This is a genomic window from Paenibacillus sp. FSL R7-0345, assembly GCF_038595055.1.
Lineage (GTDB): Bacteria > Bacillota > Bacilli > Paenibacillales > Paenibacillaceae > Paenibacillus_AQ.
The window spans coordinates 5,441,661-5,460,107 of the sequence record NZ_CP152002.1 but is presented as its reverse complement, the minus strand read 5'-3'; the positions used below and the strand labels follow the sequence as shown (position 1 = coordinate 5,460,107).

The 18,447-nt window shown below is 52.4% G+C and carries 15 protein-coding genes; all 15 read left to right on the top strand.

Annotation, left to right across the window (positions count from 1 at the left end):
- The first annotated feature begins 187 nt into the window (after nt 1–187).
- The 15 genes from NST84_RS23540 to opp4B all read left to right on the top strand — a co-directional run bounded on the left by NST84_RS23540 (nt 188) and on the right by opp4B (nt 18,427).
- Nucleotides 188–2,368 (top strand): bifunctional (p)ppGpp synthetase/guanosine-3',5'-bis(diphosphate) 3'-pyrophosphohydrolase, encoded by a 2,181-nt coding sequence (locus tag NST84_RS23540; protein ID WP_342566505.1) that lies wholly within the window; start codon nt 188–190, stop codon nt 2,366–2,368.
- A gap of 23 nt (nt 2,369–2,391) precedes the next feature.
- The gene (dtd, locus tag NST84_RS23535) at nt 2,392–2,835 is read left to right on the top strand and encodes a D-aminoacyl-tRNA deacylase (RefSeq protein ID WP_342562542.1); all 444 of its coding nucleotides are present in this window, start codon (nt 2,392–2,394) and stop codon (nt 2,833–2,835) included.
- A 208-nt stretch (nt 2,836–3,043) separates the two neighbouring features.
- The gene (locus NST84_RS23530) at nt 3,044–3,199 is read left to right on the top strand and encodes a hypothetical protein (protein ID WP_342562541.1); all 156 of its coding nucleotides are present in this window, start codon (nt 3,044–3,046) and stop codon (nt 3,197–3,199) included.
- Between the two features lie 138 nt (nt 3,200–3,337).
- On the top strand, nt 3,338–3,844 hold the full coding sequence (locus tag NST84_RS23525) for a type 1 glutamine amidotransferase domain-containing protein (RefSeq protein WP_342562540.1): 507 nt from the start codon (nt 3,338–3,340) through the stop codon (nt 3,842–3,844).
- Nucleotides 3,845–3,872: 28 nt separating this feature from the next.
- Nucleotides 3,873–4,322, top strand: coding sequence for a hypothetical protein (locus NST84_RS23520; RefSeq protein WP_342562539.1), 450 nt, complete (start codon nt 3,873–3,875; stop codon nt 4,320–4,322).
- Between the two features lie 934 nt (nt 4,323–5,256).
- Nucleotides 5,257–6,510 carry a histidine--tRNA ligase gene (gene hisS, locus NST84_RS23515; RefSeq protein ID WP_342562538.1) on the top strand — a complete coding sequence of 418 codons (1,254 nt, stop codon included), beginning with the start codon at nt 5,257–5,259 and terminating at the stop codon, nt 6,508–6,510.
- Nucleotides 6,511–6,555: 45 nt separating this feature from the next.
- Nucleotides 6,556–8,334 (top strand): aspartate--tRNA ligase, encoded by a 1,779-nt coding sequence (gene aspS, locus NST84_RS23510; protein ID WP_342562537.1) that lies wholly within the window; start codon nt 6,556–6,558, stop codon nt 8,332–8,334.
- Between the two features lie 78 nt (nt 8,335–8,412).
- Nucleotides 8,413–9,168 (top strand): tRNA threonylcarbamoyladenosine dehydratase, encoded by a 756-nt coding sequence (locus tag NST84_RS23505; RefSeq protein ID WP_342562536.1) that lies wholly within the window; start codon nt 8,413–8,415, stop codon nt 9,166–9,168.
- Between the two features lie 152 nt (nt 9,169–9,320).
- Nucleotides 9,321–10,622 (top strand): NCS2 family permease, encoded by a 1,302-nt coding sequence (locus NST84_RS23500; RefSeq protein ID WP_342562535.1) that lies wholly within the window; start codon nt 9,321–9,323, stop codon nt 10,620–10,622.
- A 146-nt stretch (nt 10,623–10,768) separates the two neighbouring features.
- The gene (locus NST84_RS23495) at nt 10,769–12,970 is read left to right on the top strand and encodes a UvrD-helicase domain-containing protein (RefSeq protein ID WP_342562534.1); all 2,202 of its coding nucleotides are present in this window, start codon (nt 10,769–10,771) and stop codon (nt 12,968–12,970) included.
- Between the two features lie 471 nt (nt 12,971–13,441).
- A complete protein-coding gene (locus tag NST84_RS23490; RefSeq protein WP_342562533.1) occupies nt 13,442–13,723 on the top strand; it encodes a CD3324 family protein in 282 nt (93 codons plus the stop codon).
- A gap of 131 nt (nt 13,724–13,854) precedes the next feature.
- Nucleotides 13,855–15,159, top strand: coding sequence for a replication-associated recombination protein A (locus NST84_RS23485; RefSeq protein ID WP_342566504.1), 1,305 nt, complete (start codon nt 13,855–13,857; stop codon nt 15,157–15,159).
- 361 nt (nt 15,160–15,520) lie between these two features.
- Nucleotides 15,521–16,537: an ABC transporter ATP-binding protein gene (locus tag NST84_RS23480; protein WP_342562532.1), complete on the top strand. Its 1,017-nt coding sequence runs from the start codon at nt 15,521–15,523 to the stop codon at nt 16,535–16,537.
- The gene (locus tag NST84_RS23475; RefSeq protein WP_342562531.1) at nt 16,524–17,459 is read left to right on the top strand and encodes an ATP-binding cassette domain-containing protein; all 936 of its coding nucleotides are present in this window, start codon (nt 16,524–16,526) and stop codon (nt 17,457–17,459) included. The genes NST84_RS23480 and NST84_RS23475 overlap by 14 nt, the downstream gene beginning before the upstream one ends.
- Nucleotides 17,460–17,464: 5 nt before the next feature.
- The gene (gene opp4B, locus NST84_RS23470; RefSeq protein WP_042200996.1) at nt 17,465–18,427 is read left to right on the top strand and encodes an oligopeptide ABC transporter permease; all 963 of its coding nucleotides are present in this window, start codon (nt 17,465–17,467) and stop codon (nt 18,425–18,427) included.
- Nucleotides 18,428–18,447: the final 20 nt, after the last annotated feature.

The window sequence follows — 18,447 nt, the reverse complement described above, 5'->3', positions numbered from 1 at the left end:
ATTATAAACAACTTTAAACTGCGTACAGTGCCGCTCGGAAGAGCTGAAGACCTGCAAATAGGGTTTCACTTGCGGGTTTATTTTATTATGAAGGATTCGGAATATAACCAAAAGCAAGGATTCAACAACATTTTCGAGAAACTCCTATATGGAATTTTTCTATAGAAAGGAAACGGATACGACGAGAATGGGCATAGAGCAATTAGTTGAAAAGGCCGGCGCCTATATAAAAGAAAAAGATCTTCTCCGCATCCGGGATGCTTACGAGTTTGCCGATCAGGCTCATTACGGGCAGGTGCGCAAGTCGGGGGAGCCATATATACTGCATCCGCTGGCGGTTGCAGATATTGTCGTCAATATGCAGATGGATGTCATTTCCATTATTGCAGCGCTGCTGCATGATGTCGTTGAGGATACAACTGTGTCGCTGGAGCAGATCCGTGAGAAGTTCGGTGATACCTGCGCCATGCTCGTGGATGGTCTGACCAAGCTGGAACGCATCCGCTTCCGCTCCAAGGAAGAACAGCAGAATGAGAATTACCGCAAAATGTTCATCGCTATGGCTCAGGATATCCGGGTCATTGTTATTAAGCTGGCGGACCGGCTGCACAATATGCGGACGCTCAAGTACCAGTCGGAGGAGAGCCAGCGGCGGATTTCCTATGAAACACTGGAGATTTTTTGTCCGATTGCTGACCGGCTCGGTATTTCCGCGATTAAATGGGAGATGGAGGACATCGCCCTCCGTTATCTGAACCCGCAGCAGTACTACCGTATTGCCAATCTGATGCATAAGAAACGGGCGGAACGCGAGCAGTTCATCGACAGCGTAATCGGCCGAATCCGTGCCAAGCTTGATGAAATGGGGATCGACGGGGATCTGTCTGGACGCCCGAAGCATATATACAGTGTTTATAATAAAATGAGCACCAAAAACAAGCAGTTTAATGAGATATATGACCTGCTGGCCATCCGGATTATCGTGGATAATATCAAGGACTGCTACGCTACGTTAGGGATAATTCATACTCTTTGGAAGCCGATGCCTGGCCGGTTCAAGGATTATATCGCTATGCCTAAAGCAAACATGTATCAGTCCCTGCATACTACCGTGGTAGGTCCGGGCGGAGAGCCGACGGAGGTGCAGATCCGAACGTGGGAAATGCACCGGACCGCGGAATTCGGGATTGCCGCACACTGGGCGTATAAAGAAGGCACAAGCAATAGCGGAAATCCGGAGAACCGTATGCCGTTTTTCCGGGAAATTCTCGAGCTGCAGCATGAAGCCAAGGATGCCGAAGAGTTTGTAGAATCACTCAAAATGGACTTTTTCTCTGACCTAGTATTCGTCTTTACACCTAAGGGTGAGGTAGTGGAATTGCCGGCGGGCTCGGTTCCGCTGGATTTTGCCTTCCGGATTCATACTGAGGTTGGTAACCGGACGATCGGCTCCAAGGTAAACGGACGGATTGTGCCGCTCGACCATAAGCTGAAGACTGGCGATATCGTGGAAATTCTGACGTCCAAGAACTCTTACGGCCCGAGCCGCGACTGGCTGAAAATTGCCCAATCCTCGCATGCGCGCAGCAAGATCAAGCAGTGGTTCAAGAAAGAGAAGCGCGAGGAAAATGTCGAAAAAGGCCGGGAAGCGGTAGAACGCGAGCTGAAGCGGCTTAACATGGAGGTTTCTGATTTCCTGACCGAGGATAAGCTGAATGACGTAGCCAAGAAGTTCGCCTTCGGCGACGTCGAGGATATGCTGTCCGCTGTCGGCTTCGGGGGCATCACCGCTTCGCAGATTGCAAATAAGCTGACCGAGAAACTGCGCAGGGAGCAGGAGGAAGCCGCCAACCATCTGGAATTGTCTACCGAGATGAAGGAGATCAAATCCAGCGGCGGAAACCGCAACCAGCCTACCAACGGTGTACGGGTCAAGGGCATTGATAACCTGCTTGTCCGCTTCGCACGATGTTGCAACCCCGTACCGGGTGACGATATTGTCGGATATGTAACCCGCGGGCGCGGCGTGTCTGTGCACCGTGAGGACTGTCCGAATATTCCGACCGACGGTGACGGGGAAGAATCAGCACGGGTGATTGAGGTAGAGTGGGAAGGCAGTATGGAAGCTAACTACAGCGTCGATATTGAGATTACAGGCCATGACCGCAACGGCTTGCTTAATGAGGTGCTGCAGGCAGTGTCGGAGAGTAAGACGAATATATCAGCAGTCACCGGACGCTCCGACAAAAACAAGATGGCGATGATTCACATGACGATTCTCATCCGCAATACGGATCATCTGCAGTCGGTTGTCGACCGGGTAAAGCGTGTGAAGGACGTATATACAGTTAACCGGATTATGCAATAACGTAAGGAGCTGAAAGACGCCGCATGAGAGCAGTAGTACAGCGCTGTAAGGAAGCAAAGGTTACGGCGGACGGGACGGTAACAGGAGCGATTAATGAAGGCTTGATGCTGCTGATCGGCGTAACGCACGGGGATACGGAGAAGGATGCCAAATATCTGGCCGACAAAATAGCCGGACTGCGCATCTTTGAAGATGATGCCGGCAAAATGAACTTTAGTGTTACGGATACCGGAAGAGCAGTTTTGTCGGTATCGCAGTTTACACTATACGGGGACTGCCGCAAAGGCCGCCGGCCGAACTTCATGGCTGCCGCGGCTCCCGGCGAGGCCAAGCAGCTGTATGATTATTTCAATCAGGAGCTGAGAGCCGGCGGGCTCCAGGTGGAGACCGGCGTGTTTGGCGCAATGATGGATGTCTCCTTTACCAACTGGGGGCCGGTGACGCTCATCCTGGACAGCCGGGACTAGAGAACCCGCAGAACATATAAATATGCAGTGCCGCAGGTTGTTCCGCACAGGAGCAGTCTGCGGCTTTTTTTGTTACAGCATTCATAGGTTGCCGGGGGCAGGAAGTTGCTCTTACGCATGGCCTGACGGCAGCGTGCCGGGGATAGAGCGGGCTTGCCCAGGATAAACTAGGGAGGATTGAAATTTTGACAGGGGCAGGTAAACCGAAATGAGATATTCTCCAAAATCATGGGCATGGACCCGTATTCCGGCCTACACGGCAGGGAGTGCTGTGGAAGCGGCGGCAGTAGCGAGAGAGTCAGGGCAGCAGGAGGATGCTGCGCTTATGAAGGGCAGGAGCCAGGGGCTTTTGCCGCGTACCTGAGATTTACAGGGCTGCTTACAAGCTTAAAGCATAAAATCCGCCAAGTTTTGGGTGGAAGCGTTTAGTATCGTTAGAAATCCGTACATTGCGGGTAATAAGAAAGCGAGAACAAAATAGCGGAGAGGAGAACTTATCCAAATGAGTAAAGTAGCATTTCTGCTCGCCAGCGGTTTTGAAGATTCCGAAATGAAGGTACCCTACGATGAGGTTATAAAGGCAGGGCATCAGGCTGAAATTATAGGTCTGAAAAAGAATGAGACGCTGCTGGGCAAAAAGGGAAACGTTTCCTATGCTGCAGATAAAGCCATCAGCGAGGTAAAGGCCGGTGACTATGACGCAATCGTGATCCCAGGCGGTTCGTCCCCGGAAAATCTGCGGCTGGACGAAGATGTGCTTGCTTTTGTGAAGGAAGCCAATGCTTCCAGTATTCCGATTGCATCCATCTGTCACGGACCGCAGATTCTGATCAGTGCAGACCTGCTTCAAGGACGTACCATTACTTCCTACCCGCCGCTCAAGGATGATGTCGTTAACGCAGGAGCGGAGTTTAAGGATGAAGAGGTCGTCATTGACGGCAATTATATAACATCGCGTACGCCGAAAGATGAACCTGCCTTTGTGCGCGAGCTGCTGAAGGTCCTGTAATCAACCAATATTGAAGGAGGGAACAATCATGACCAGAAGAATTCAGGCTTATTTCAGAACGGAAAGTGAAGCAGAAGGCGCTAAAACGGCATTGATTCCATTCAGTGTGGAGGCGCTGGAAATTTCCCCGCTGACAGACCCCTTGGATTCCGGCAGGGACCGCAGACCGAATCTTCTTTTGCCGCTAGTTCCGTACAACAATTCAGTGATTACCGGCGGGACAATGGGCGTGGCAGGAACGGCGGGCGCCTTGAGCGGAGCGGCAGTGGTTCCGGCGGCAGTCAACGACGAGGATGAGGGGCTGAGACGCTCCGATGTTGACGCAGACAATGACATTCTGCGTGACACAGATGTTAACGAGGACGTCGACCTGAGCGATGTGCATATTGTAATGTCCCTGAAGACTTCAGAGGAGCACTATAATGAGGTTGTAGAGACATTGCGCGGCAAGCATGCTTATGTTGAGGTATTTGAATAATACAGGGAAGACTGAACTGTTGACTGCTTCGCAGTCCGCGGTCTACAGCAGCCCCGGACGGTCCATACGGATTGTCCGGGGCTATTTATATATAACAAAAAATCACTGGACAGCTCAGAGTGCCGTGGTGTAAAGTATGTTTGTGCTGCGGCGGACAGAGAATGTCCCACTAAATAAAACGCTTTCTTTTCTGTAATACAACCGTAATATTGCATTCATGAATCCTTAATATAGGGTGTCTATAATAGAAGCATGACCCCCTTTTTTATAATATATGATGATGGACCTGCAGCAATCGGCTGCAGGTCACTTTTTTTTTATTAGAACGTACTCCTCAAAATTCACATAAAATTTTATTTCCTTCCTTGACTTTAGCGCAGTGGTTCAGTAGAATCTAACAATATACGAAATGTTTATAATGTTTTGATGACGGGACCAAGTAATCCGAGAACCACGACCCCAGAGAGGAATCCCCGCAGAACCGGCTATCGCCCTTAATGTAGGCGCTATACCCGCTTCGGCACGGCTGTAAGGATTCTGTTGATGACCGGATGAATGACTTCCCCGAGAACGCACGGCGAACGCAAGGCAGCTTAAGTGCCTGAGATCAGTAGCCGGAGCGCGTAGGCGGGCGTTAACCGCTTAGAGCGGATTCAATTATGGTGAATGAATCCGGAATGTGGGTGGTACCACGGGTGAATAATCGTTTATGATAATCCCTCGTCCCTGTTTGTAATGAACAGAGGCGAGGGATTTTTTGCTTTTTTTGAAATATCAGAACGTATAAGTCTAAGGACTTATACAGGTCTGATATTTCTCGCAGGACCGGTTGCCGCCTTCTCTGAAGGACGGCGAAGCCGTTTCTACTTGAAACTGTGCAGACTAAGGTATAAGCATGTTAAGCAAGAGGGGTTATTTTCAGGAGGGATAGGCTGTGGCTAAAGAAAGATTCGAGAAACCTACAGGTACACAGGATGTGCTTCCAGGTGCTGTAGAGAAATGGCAGTATGTTGAAGGCAAGGCCAGAGATCTCTGCCGCCGGTTCAATTACCGGGAGATCCGCACACCGATGTTTGAGCACACCGGATTGTTTGAGCGCGGTGTCGGTGAAACAACGGATATTGTGGAAGGCGAAATGTACACCTTCAAGGATAAAGGCGACCGTGATTTGGCGCTCCGTCCGGAAGGAACCGCTGGCGTTGTGCGCGCTTATGTGCAGAACAAGCTGTACGGCGAGCCGGATGCCAGCAAGCTGTATTACATCGGCCCGATGTTCCGTTATGAGCGTCCGCAGGCGGGAAGATACCGGCAGTTCCACCAGTTCGGCATTGAGGCGTTCGGCGCAGTGGATCCGGCCATTGATGCGGAAGTGATCTCGCTGGGATATCAGTTTTACAAAGATCTCGGCCTCAAAGAAGTCAGAGTCGAGCTGAACTCCGTGGGTAATGCGCCAAGCCGTGCCGCCTACCGTGAGAAGCTGCTGGATTTCCTGAGACCGATGCGCGATTCTCTGTGCAGTGACTGCCAGCGCCGGATGGAACGCAATCCGCTGCGGGTGCTCGACTGCAAGGTTGACCAGGATAAATTCGGCGGTGCGCCGTCCATTCTGGACAGTCTTGATGAAGAGTGCACTACCCATTTTGAAAAGGTCAAGACACACCTCGATACCATGGGCGTTGAGTACAGCATCAATCCCCGTCTGGTCCGCGGACTTGATTATTACACGCATACCGCGTTTGAATATAAAGCAGCCGGCATCGGCTCCATCGATACAGTCGGCGGAGGCGGCCGCTACAACGGCCTGGTGGAAGAAATCGGCGGACCGGATCAGCCGGGCATCGGCTTCGGAATCGGGCTGGAGCGGATCCTGCTGATTCTGGAGAGCCAGGGCGTGGAGCTGGAAACTGTGAAACCGCTGGATGTGTATTTCGTGGCGCTGGGAGAGGCTGCGGATCAGGAAATTACGAAGCAGCTGTTCCTGCTGCGCAGCCAGGGCTTCTCTGCAGAACGCGACTATCTCGGCCGTAAAATGAAGGCGCAGATGAAGTCGGCCGACCGTATGTCAGCGCGGTATACGGCGATTCTGGGCGAAGACGAGCTGAACAGCGGAGTCATTGCCCTGAAGTCAATGGAGACAGGTGAGCAGAAGACAGTCAAGCTGGAAGAGCTGGCGCAGGCGCTGGTCTAAAAACCGGCTAACACGTATTTTAACCATGAAAGGGTAGGATAAATTATGAGTAGAAGTCATCATTGCGGACAATTAACGCCGGAACAGATCGGCCAGACTGTAACACTGAACGGCTGGGTACAGACACGCCGTGACCTTGGAGGCGTGCTGTTCATTGATCTGCGCGACCGTACCGGTATTGTACAAATCGTGTTCAACCCGGATTATTCCGGTGAAGCACTGCAAATCGCCGATAAGGTACGCAGTGAATACGTGCTCTCCGTTACGGGTAAAGTTGTTAAGAGAGATGAAGAAACAGTGAACCGCAACCTGCCGACCGGTGAGATTGAAGTGCAAATCACGGAAATCGAAGTGCTGAATGCCGCCAAAACCCCTCCGTTCTTCATCGAAGACGGCGTGGAAGTGGATGAGTCGCTGCGGATGAAATACCGTTACCTTGACCTGCGCCGTCCGGAAATGCACAAGACGCTGCTGCTCCGTTCGAAAGCGGCGAAGATTTTCCGCGATTTCCTGGACGGTGAAGGATTTATTGATGTAGAAACACCGATTCTGACTAAAAGCTCCCCGGAAGGCGCACGCGATTATCTGGTGCCAAGCCGGGTGCATGAAGGCGAATTCTTCGCACTGCCGCAATCGCCGCAGATTTACAAGCAGCTGCTTATGGTCGGCGGCATCGAGCGCTACTACCAGATCGCCCGCTGCTTCCGCGATGAGGATCTGCGTGCTGACCGCCAGCCGGAATTCACGCAGGTCGACATCGAGACTTCATTCGTGCCGCAGGATGAGCTGCTTGGCATGATGGAAACGCTGATGCAGCGTCTGCTGAAGGAAACAATCGGCGTGGAAGTGGCTGTGCCGTTCCAGCGTCTCACCTATGCCGAAGCGATCGGCAAATACGGTTCAGATAAGCCGGATCTGCGCTTTGGCCTGGAGCTTATTGAAATGAACGATATCGTTGCCAGCAGCGGTGTGAAGGTCTTTGCTTCCGTTATTGAAAAAGGCGGCGAAGTGAAGGTTCTCAACGCCAAAGGCTGCGGAACCTGGACACGTAAGGAAATCGACGATCTCGGACCTTATGCTGCACGTTACGGTGCGAAGGGGCTGGCCTGGATTCAGGTGAAGGACGGGGAATTCAAAGGCCCGATCGTTAAATTCTTCACTGAAGAAGAAATTGCTGCTGTAAAAGAACGTACTGGTGCTGAAGATGGCGACCTTCTGCTCTTCTCCGCTGACAACAAAAAGGTAGTTGCCGATGTACTGGGTGCCCTGCGCCTGAAGATTGGCCGCCAGCTGGGCCTGATTGATGACAGTGTGTTCAAATTTGCCTGGGTTACTGAGTTCCCGCTGCTGGGCTACGATGAAGAACAGAAACGTTATGTAGCTGAGCATCATCCGTTCACCCGTCCGATGGACGAGGACCTGCACCTGTTCGATACCGATCCTGGTGCGATCCGTGCACAGGCCTACGATATCGTACTTAACGGTTATGAAGTGGGCGGCGGCTCCCAGCGTATCTACAAGCGCGATGTTCAGGAAAAAATGTTCGAAGCACTGGGCTTCTCGCCTGAAGTGGCTTATGAGAAGTTTGGTTACCTGATGGATGCGTTCGAATACGGCACGCCTCCGCACGGCGGGATTGCCTTCGGTTTTGACCGTCTGGTAATGCTGCTGGCCGGACGCACGAACCTGCGTGAAACGATTGCCTTCCCGAAAACGGCAAGTGCAACCGACCTTCTGATGGATGCACCGTCCCCGGTTGATGCTGCACAGCTGGAGCAGCTGCATATAAAGCTGGCGCCGAAGCCGGAAAAAGTGAAAAACTAACTAAACTACATGCCTGCGGAGCAGCGGACAGGCAAGAAGCGGCTCCGCAGGCCGCATAATAAAGGAGGCGTGAACCTTATGCTGCATCAGTTCTCGCGTACAGAGCTGGCCATCGGGCCGGAGGGTCTGGAAATTCTCAAGAACAGCACCGTAGCAGTGCTGGGAATTGGCGGCGTCGGAGCCATGGCTGTTGAAGCACTGGCCCGCTCAGGTGTCGGCAGAATTATCCTGATCGACAAGGATGCGGTCGATATCACCAATATCAACCGCCAGATTCATGCGCTCACCACCACAATCGGCCAGAAAAAGGCTGATCTGATGGTGGAACGTGTTAAGCTGATCAATCCGGAAATTGAAGCCATTGCCCTCAACATGTTTTATACAGATGAAACCTATGAGGAGCTGTTCAACCTTAAACCGGATTTTGTCATTGATGCATCGGATACGATTATCTACAAAATCCATCTGATCAAGGAATGCCTGTCCAGAGGCATTCAGATGATTTCCAGTATGGGCGCAGCCAACAAAATGGACCCTACGCGCTTTAAGGTAGCCGACATTTCCAAAACGGAAATGGACCCGATTGCCCGCGTAATCCGGCAAAAGCTGCGCAAAGACGGCATCAAAAAAGGCGTCAAGGTTGTCTTCTCAACTGAAGTACCGGTGAAGCCGCGTGTGGATGTAACGGAACAGATCGTTCCGGCTGATGCACCGGACCGCCGTAAAGCCAAGCAGCCGCCGGCGAGCAATTCGTACGTACCGCCGGTTGTCGGCCTGATTATGGTCAGTGTAGCTGTTAACGATCTGCTGAAAGCCGGCGGCGTTAACGTATAAAATGGGCTACGGCTACAAATAAATGAATGGTGGACGAAGGGCGTAAGCAGCCGGTTATCCGGCTGCACGCCCTTTTATTGCGGTTTGCCGGTTACAAGTCTTTAAAACCGGGTAATAGCCAGCGGAACTTAACAATCTGTGGAGGTTTTACAATGAACTCGAATTTTTGGCGGAAGAGCGTGGGACTGGAGCCGGGCGATAACTGGAAACGGGAATGGGCTGCAGGAATCCTGTCGTATTTTGCCTCTGTATATATTGTGATGGTCAATGCGGCCATTCTGCATGATGCAGGCATGCCGCTTAGAGCGGGGATGGTAGCTACACTGCTGACTGCGGTCACAGGCTGCCTGCTGATGGCCTTTGGCGGCAAAACGCCGATTATTGTGGTGCCGGGCATGGGGATCAACGCCTTCTTCACCTATACCCTGGTCCATTCGATGAAGCTGGACTGGCGCGAAGCGCTGGCGGTAGTGGTGGTAACCGGCGTGCTGTTTGCAGTCGTTGCGTTCACATCGCTGTACCGGATTCTCAGCGAAGCGATTCCCCATAACCTGCAGCATGCGATCACGGTCGGGATCGGGCTGTTTCTGACCTTTATCGGCCTGCAGAAAAGCGGAATTGTGATCGCCCACCGGACTACCTTTGTGGCTATCGGCCATTTTAGTGATCCGGCGGTTATCACTTCCTGTGTAACGCTTATTCTGGCGCTGGTGCTGTTTATCCGCGGAACGCGCGGCGGGCTGCTGATCAGCATGATTGCCGGCACGGGACTTGCCTATCTGCTAGGGGCTGCGCATAAGCCGGAAACAACAGAATCAGGCCATGTATTCACTGGCTATGGTGATGTTTTTGCCGGTATGGACTGGAGCGGAATGGTCAGCCTGGTGTTCTGGATTGCCGTATTCCTGCTGCTGCTGATTGTTGTCTTTGAAAATATCGGGCTGATCTCCTCGCAGACACTGATGGCCGGACGGCCGGAACGGTTCAAGAGCAGCCTGCGGGCGCTCTCTATCGCCAACATTGCAGCAGGCCTGTTCGGCAGCAGTCCGGTAGTTGCAGCGGCAGAATCAACTGCAGGCATCGCGGCAGGCGGCAAATCCGGCCTGACCTCACTGGTTACCGGACTGCTGTTCGGAGCGACTTTCCTGTTTATCCCTCTGCTGGCTTATGTGCCGGACAGTGCTATCGCCCCAATTCTGATCGTCATCGGCGGCTTGATGGTCCAGAACGTACGGGAGATGGATCTCAGCGACATGACAGAGCTGTTCCCGGCTTTTCTGGTAATGGTCATGATTCCCTTCACTTACAGCATTGTGGACGGTATGGCGTTCGGCTTCATCACCTATCCGATTGTTAAGCTGGCTACGGGGAAAGGCAAGGATGTGCCTCCGGCGCTGTATGGGATTGCCGGGCTGTTTGTAGCCAACTTTGTGCTGCATGCTTTTATGGGGTAAACTGCTGCGGAAAGCACATCGTTTAGCCGGATAGATAATTCTGGATTTTGTACATCTGTTGTGCTATGATGAGTATCCTTTTTGTGTAAGTGTTATCAGCTTTGCACAGATCGTTATACACATAAACTTTTAGGAGGTAACTGAAATTGGAGGACAACTTTCAAAGTGCCTATCAAGAGGAAGAAGACAGGCTGAACAGCACACTTACCGAAATTGATTCGATTCTGACTAAACTGCGTAATACCCCGGTGTATACCGGACATGATTATACGGAGCAGGTGCTGGAGGATTCCAGGGAGCAGCGGCGCAAAGACCTGGCCAGGCTCCGGCCTGAGCCCTATTTCGGGCGGCTGGATTTCCAGGGCAGCGGCGATGGAGCGCCACAGCCCCTGTATATCGGCAAAATCGGCGTAGACCGTGAGCAGGTAAGCGACCGCCCGCTGGTTATTGACTGGCGTGCCCCGGTAGCAAGCCTGTTTTATTCATTTACCGGAGGAACCGATCCGGCCTCTTATGAAGCCCCTGAAGGACTGATTGAAGGGCTCGTGTATCTGAAACGCAACGTGGTGATCCGCAAGCAGATCCTGGAACGGGTTGCGGATACATACAACCGGGACAGCGACGCACCGGCGGTATCGGATGAATTCCTCGTTTACCGGCTGGGTGAGAACAAGGATAACCGGCTCCGCGACATCGTCTCTACGATTCAGGAGGAGCAGGACAGAATTATCCGTGCGGTGAAGAATACGGCGCTGATCATCCAGGGGGTGGCGGGGAGCGGTAAAACTACAGTCGCTCTGCACCGGCTGGCTTTCCTGCTGTACCAATACAAGGAGCAGGTATCGGCGGAGAAAATGATTATTTTTGCTCCGAACCGGATGTTCCTCGATTATATTTCCGATGTGCTGCCGGAGCTCGGGGTCGGCAACATTGCCCAGAGCACGTTCCCGGACTGGGCGGCGAATGTGCTGAATCTGGAGCTGCCCGAACAGAATACGGCAGAGACGCTGAACCGCTGGTTCGAAGCGGAGGGCGGTATGCCAGCCATTACGGAAGAAACCCCGGGCCGCTTCAAAGGCTCTACAGTGCTGATGGAAGTGATTGAATCGGCCATCAGGCAGCTGGAGACGGGAGCGGTACCTGAAGGGGATTTCAGCCCCTGGGAAGGCGCTGTGCTGCGCCGTTCGATGATTCTGCGCTGGCACAACGAGGAATACGCCCCTTATCCGCCGCTGAAGCGCAAGGAGCGGGTAATGGCGCGGATTCACCGCTGGATCGAAATGGAGCTGAAGAAGAGCCCGTCAGCGGCTGCGCTGAAGGAACGGAAGAAGAAGGCTGCATCCAAGGAGAAGACGTATGGCGGCAAATGGCCGAAATATGATCCGCTGATGATCTACAAGCAGATCTTCCGCGCTGCCAAGGTGCCGGAGGACTGGCCGGCTGAAGCATCAGAGCTCATCCCCACGGGGGTGCTGAAGGAGACGGCGAAGGATCTCAAAAAAGGCATTCTGCGTGAGGAAGATCTGCCGCCGCTGCTCTATATCCATTATCTGCTCAGCGGTAATGAGGGCACTGAGCGTTTCGACCATATTGTCATCGACGAAGCGCAGGATTTCTCGCCTTTTCAGATTGCCGTGCTGGATCTGTATGTGAAAGGCCATTCCTTCACGATTCTTGGGGATTTGTCACAGGGCATCCATGCTTATAAAGGGGTGCACGAATGGGCTGAAATGCAGACCCTGTTCGCGCCTGAGCATACCGCCTATCACGCGCTGACGCGAAGCTACCGCTCAACGATGGAGATCATAGAATTTGCCAACGGAATTCTCTCAACGGGTGTTCAGAGCCCGCTGCTGGCCGTACCGGTGTTCCGCAGCGGGAATCCGGTCCGGCTGGTCGGTTACGGCGCAGAGCCGTCTCAGGCGGCTACAGGAGCGGATGAGCGCCTGCATGCGGTCAGAACGGCGCTCCTGGCACTGTCCGGGCGTGAATACCGGACAGTTGCTGTCCTGACCCGCAGCCTGCGGGAAGCGGAGGAGCTGTACACCGAACTGGCCGGGCAGTTTGCAGATCTCCACCTCATTGACGGCAGTATGACGCAGTATCACGGCGGGCTGTCAGTGCTGCCGGTCTATCTGTCCAAAGGACTGGAGTTCGATGCCGTTATCCTGGCCGATGCCGATACAAGCCATTACGGGGCAGCAGCCTGGGATGCCAAGCTGATGTATGTCGGCTGTACCCGTGCGCTGCATGAATTGTGGCTGCTGCACAGCGGGGAACTGCCTGCTTATGTGCAGACAGCCGGGGAAGAGACTGTTATGGGCTGGCCGGCCCCCGCGGGTAATTAATGAGATACTGAAAGGACCGCCCTGAACGTTCAGGGCGGTCCTTTTTACGTCCGGCCACAGCCGCCTGTTATTCATTGTTTTGGTGAAGAACGATTATAATTATTCTTGATCTTGTAACAAGGCAGCTGCTATGGCTTAATAATAAGTGTCCGGCCGGGCAAGATTACTCTGGAAGGAGGCTGATTGCAATGATTTCAGTATACGAGGTGGTTTCCGTCTAACGGCGGAAATCCTGTTAACGGGGAGGCCGCAAGGCCTCCTTACTTACAACACCGGAAATGAGAAAGCCCCTCCGAGGGGAAATAATTAAATGACTTTGAATGTAGACGCTAACCATAGGGTTTTATATAATGAACTTACGGTATTTACCAAATATGAGCTGAAGAAAGGAGGCAGGTGCAATGATTATTACTTTAGATGCGGCAATTGACGGACACAAAGGGACACACCTGTTGAAGGAGGAAACACAACGTGAGTTATGTAAATGGAAAGGATGTGCTCCCCCCGGGCCTGCTCGAAGAGCTTCAGGGATACATTCAAGGTGAATTGCTATACATTCCTAAGAAGTCGGAGCAACGGGTAAAATGGGGCGAGAACAGCGGATCGAGGCAGGAGATTGCCAGCCGCAACAAGGAGATTTTCTGCAGTCACAGCAGCGGCTGCTCGGTGAACGAGCTGCAGAAGCGTTACCACTTATCTGAGGAAAGCATCCGCAAGATTATTTCAAAAATGCGGCTGGCGATGAACCGCTAGCCTGAAATTTGAACAAAGAGCATGGCACCCGCTTAACTGAGCGAGGTCATGCTCTTTCTATATTTTGTGGTATGATAGGGGAGGTTGTCAGGCGCAGTCTGCCTGAAAGTTAACAGCAAGGAAGTGAAATGATGGATCTATTCTCACTCGGTGACAATACCGGAGGCGGCCGGCTGCTTGCCGACCGCATGCGTCCGCAAAGTCTCGATGAATATATTGGACAGGAGCATATTATCGGGCGGGGCAAGCTGCTGCGCAGGGCGATCGAGGCTGACCAGGTCTCGTCCATTCTGCTGTATGGCCCTCCGGGCTGCGGCAAAACGACGCTGGCCCATATTATTTCGAATCATACGCAGGGCGAATTTGTTCGGCTGAATGCGGTTGAAGCCTCTGTAAAGGATGTGCGGGAGGTGATCGACCGAGCCCAGAGCAACAAGGCGCTGTACGGCACGAAGACGATTCTGTTTCTGGATGAGGTGCACCGTTTCAACAGCTCCCGGCAGGATGCGCTGCTGCCCGCCGTCGAGAAGGGCACCATTATCTTTATCGGCGCGACGACAGAGAATCCGTTTCACTATGTGAACGGGGCGTTGATGAGCCGCTCCACGCTGTTCCAGCTGGAGTCTTTGACCAGCGAGCACAGCATGGCAGCGATGCGCCGGGCGCTGGCCGATGAGCAGCACGGGCTTGGCTTCATGCGGCTGCAGGCCGATGAAGACGCGCTGCTGCACATCGCGGCAATGGCGAACGGCGACATCCGCCGGGCGCTCAACGCGCTGGAGCTGGCGGCGATGACAACAGCGCCCGAGCCGGACGGCAGCGTGCATATTACACTGGCTGTGGCGGAGGAGTCCATCCGCCGGCCGATCGTCAAGGCGGACGAGTCTACCCAATACGATGTGCTGTCCGCCTTCCACAAAAGCATCCGCGGCTCCAGCGACGCCGCGCTGTTCTGGTTCCTCTATGCCGTCGAGAAGCTCGGCATGGACCCGATGACCTTCATCCGGCGGCTGATCGCCGCCTGCAGCGAGGACATCGGCCTGGCGAACCCGCAGGCCATGGTCCAGGCTGTCAGTGCGCTGGACGCCTACCGCAACAACGGCTGGCCGGAGGCGCGGCTGAATGTGACCCAGGCGATTCTGTTCGCTGTGGAAAGTCCCAAATCCGATGCGGTGGTTGTAGCAATCGCTAACGTCATGAATACCATTGAAGAGCTGAAGTCCGCAGAGGTTCCGCTGCATTTACGCGATACTCACTACAAAGGCGCAGCAAAGCTAGGGCATGAAGGGTACCAGTACCCTCACAACTACCCCGGCCACTATGTCCGGCAGGAGTATTTGCCGAAGCCGATTGCCGGCAAGGTGTTCTATGAGGCTACTGAGCAGGGCAATGAAGCGAAGATCCGTCATAATCAGGGGCTGCGGCGGGGCTTATAAGCCGCTGGAGATTCCATAAGACAATACAAACCGATGAATGTAGCAGGAAGAGAGTCTTCCTGCTGCACTCATCGGTTTTTTTGTTGATAGGGATGGAGTGAACTATGAAATATTACGTAAAACGCAAACTAATAATAGCGATAACAGTCGGAATTTGTCGTATTTGTCATGTTAATTAACATGAAAAACTTTTTTTATAGGAAAATCATTGATAATTTACCATGAGTCAATTAGAATAAACTCTAACATTCAGGGATTGCTTCCATAATAATCCTAAAATTTAAAGTACAGTTGGCTGGTAGGGTTACTGTATGTGACATAAATACCTTGCCTAAAAAATCCTGGTGTTAGGGTGATGAATTTGAGTGAAGACTTACTTCGAATTGAGCATTTAACGACATCCTTCAAAATTGCAGGGCAGTACTACGCTGCAGTTGATGATGTGACGCTCACTGTGAAGAAAAATGAGATTCTGGCGATCGTCGGAGAATCAGGTTCAGGCAAGAGCGCGCTTGCTTTTTCCATAATGGGCCTGCATACGAAGGCAAAGATTGAAGGGAAAGTGAATTACAAAGGGCAGGATATTGTCCAAATGACCCCCGGCATGCTGAATAAGGTCCGCGGCAAAGAAATGTCGATGATTTTTCAGGACCCTTTAGCTGCATTAAATCCGCTGATGATTATAGGCAGTCAGATCGAGGAAGTACTGCTGCTTCATGACACCAGCCTCTCCAAAAAACAGAGAAAAGAGAAAGTGCTCGATCTGTTGACAAAAGTGGGCATCCCCCGCCCTGAACATACATACCATCAATACCCTTATGAACTATCCGGCGGTATGCGCCAGCGCGTTATCATCGCTATCGCGATTGCAAACGGGCCGCAGCTGCTGCTTGCCGACGAACCTACAACGGCATTGGATGTGACCATTCAACTGCAGATTCTTGAGCTGATCAAAAAGCTTAAGAAGGATATGCAGGCAGGCATTATCCTTATCACCCATGATCTCGGGGTTGTCAGTGAAATGGCTGACCGTGTGGCCGTTATGTACGCAGGCCAAATCGTGGAGATTGCCGATATTTACACACTGACCTCTAATCCGCAGCATCCGTACACGAGATCCCTGTTCAACTCCATTCCTACTGTAAAAGAAGTGAAGTCAAGGCTGCATGTTATACAGGGGATTGTGCCTTCGCTTAAGAATCTGCCGCGCATCGGTTGCCGCTTTGCTGGAAGAACGCCTTGGATTGATGCTTCTGCGCATGAGGAGAATCCGCAGCTTCACGAAATTGCTCCGGGCCACTTTGTTCGCTGCACCTGCTACAGACATTTTCATTTCCCGGATAGCACGGAGGAGGTAGGCACCGATGGCATTGCTTGAAGTTAAGGATCTGCAGGTTCACTTTCCAATCAGGGGCGGGCTGTTCAGTCGTCAGGTTGGCGAGGTTAAGGCGGTTGACCGTGTCAACCTTTCAATTGAGGCCGGCCAGACCTACGGTCTTGTCGGTGAATCCGGTTCAGGCAAAACAACTACCGGCCGGGCTATTATCGGCCTTAATCAGATCACAGGGGGCAGCATTCTGTTCGAAGGTGCAGATCTGGCTTCCAAAGGTGCACGCAAGCAGAACAATGTCCGCCGTGATGTGCAAATGATCTTTCAGGATCCGTACTCCTCACTCAATCCAAAGAAACGCGTATTGGATATTATCGCCGAGCCACTGCGTAATTTCGAGAAGCTGTCCCCGCAGGAGGAAATGCGGAAGACACAGGAGCTGCTGGAGCAGGTCGGACTTAGTGCTGACAATGTGCTTAAATATCCGCATGAATTCTCTGGCGGCCAGCGCCAGCGTATCGGAATAGCCCGGGCTATTGCCTTGAAGCCCAAGCTGATTATTGCCGACGAGCCTGTCTCGGCACTTGATGTATCGGTTCAGGCACAGGTGCTGAACTTCCTGCGGGATATACAGAAGGAGCTGAATTTGACGTATTTGTTCATCAGCCATGATCTCGGTATCATCCGGCATATGTGCGACCGCATCGGCATTATGTACAAGGGGCGCCATGTTGAGGAAGGGACCCCTGAGGATATTTTTGACAATCCCCGGCATATTTATACCAAGCGTCTCATCGCCGCAATTCCGGATATCGATCCTTTACAGCGTGAGGAACGGAATATTTTCCGCCGGTCCGTAAGTGAAGAGTACGACAACGCCTACCGGAGCCATTTTGACCAGGACGGCCTGGCTTACCCGTTACGATCCATTTCCGATACCCATATGGTGGCTATGCCCGAGAAAGGTTGAGACGTATGTGGAAGATTATTGTACGAAGATTGTTAATTATGATTCCCCAGGTATTTCTATTGAGTATTCTAGTATTTCTGATGGCCAAAGCTATGCCGGGCGATGCACTTACCGGGATGCTTGATCCGAATATTGATCCGGCAGCAATTGAGGCAATGCGGGAAAGGCTGGGTCTGAATGATCCCTGGCACATCCAATACTGGAACTGGATCAGCAATGCTGTCCAAGGCGATCTGGGCCAGTCCTTCAACTTCAAAATGCCGGTGACCGAGCTGATCGGCCAGCGGATGATGAACACCCTCTGGCTGTCGCTGGCTACGCTGATTCTTACATATCTGATTGCTATCCCGCTTGGCATTCTCAGCGGACGCTTCAATGATACATGGGGCGACCGCCTGATTACCGGCTATACCTATATCGGATTCGCTGCTCCCCTGTTTATTGTAGCGCTTGTAATGCTCTGGATGTTCGGCTTCTATTTCTCATGGTTTCCGACCGGGGGAAGCGTATCGCCAGGTGCGGTTCCCGGAAGCTTCAGCTATGTGCTCGATAAAATTTATCATTTGCTGCTGCCGGCCTTATCTATCGCTTTAATTACGACTGTAGGTACGGTCCAGTATCTGCGTAATGAGATTATTGATACGAAGCAGAAGGATTTCATTCTTACCGCCAGAGCAAAGGGGGCTTCAGAATCGCGGGTGTATAACCGCCACATTCTGCGCAACTCACTGCTGCCGATAGCCGCCTTTTTCGGATATGAGCTGACAGGACTTATCGGAGGAACCATCTTTGTAGAGAGCATCTTCAGTTATCCCGGCATGGGCCAGCTGTTCCTGGGCTCGATCGTCATCCGCGATTTTACCGTGGTGACAGCGATAGTGCTGCTATATGGGATTGCTACTATCATTGGTTCGCTGCTGTCTGACATCATATTAAGCATCGTTGATCCGCGCATCCGGATTAAATAAGGATCAGAACCTATACTGAG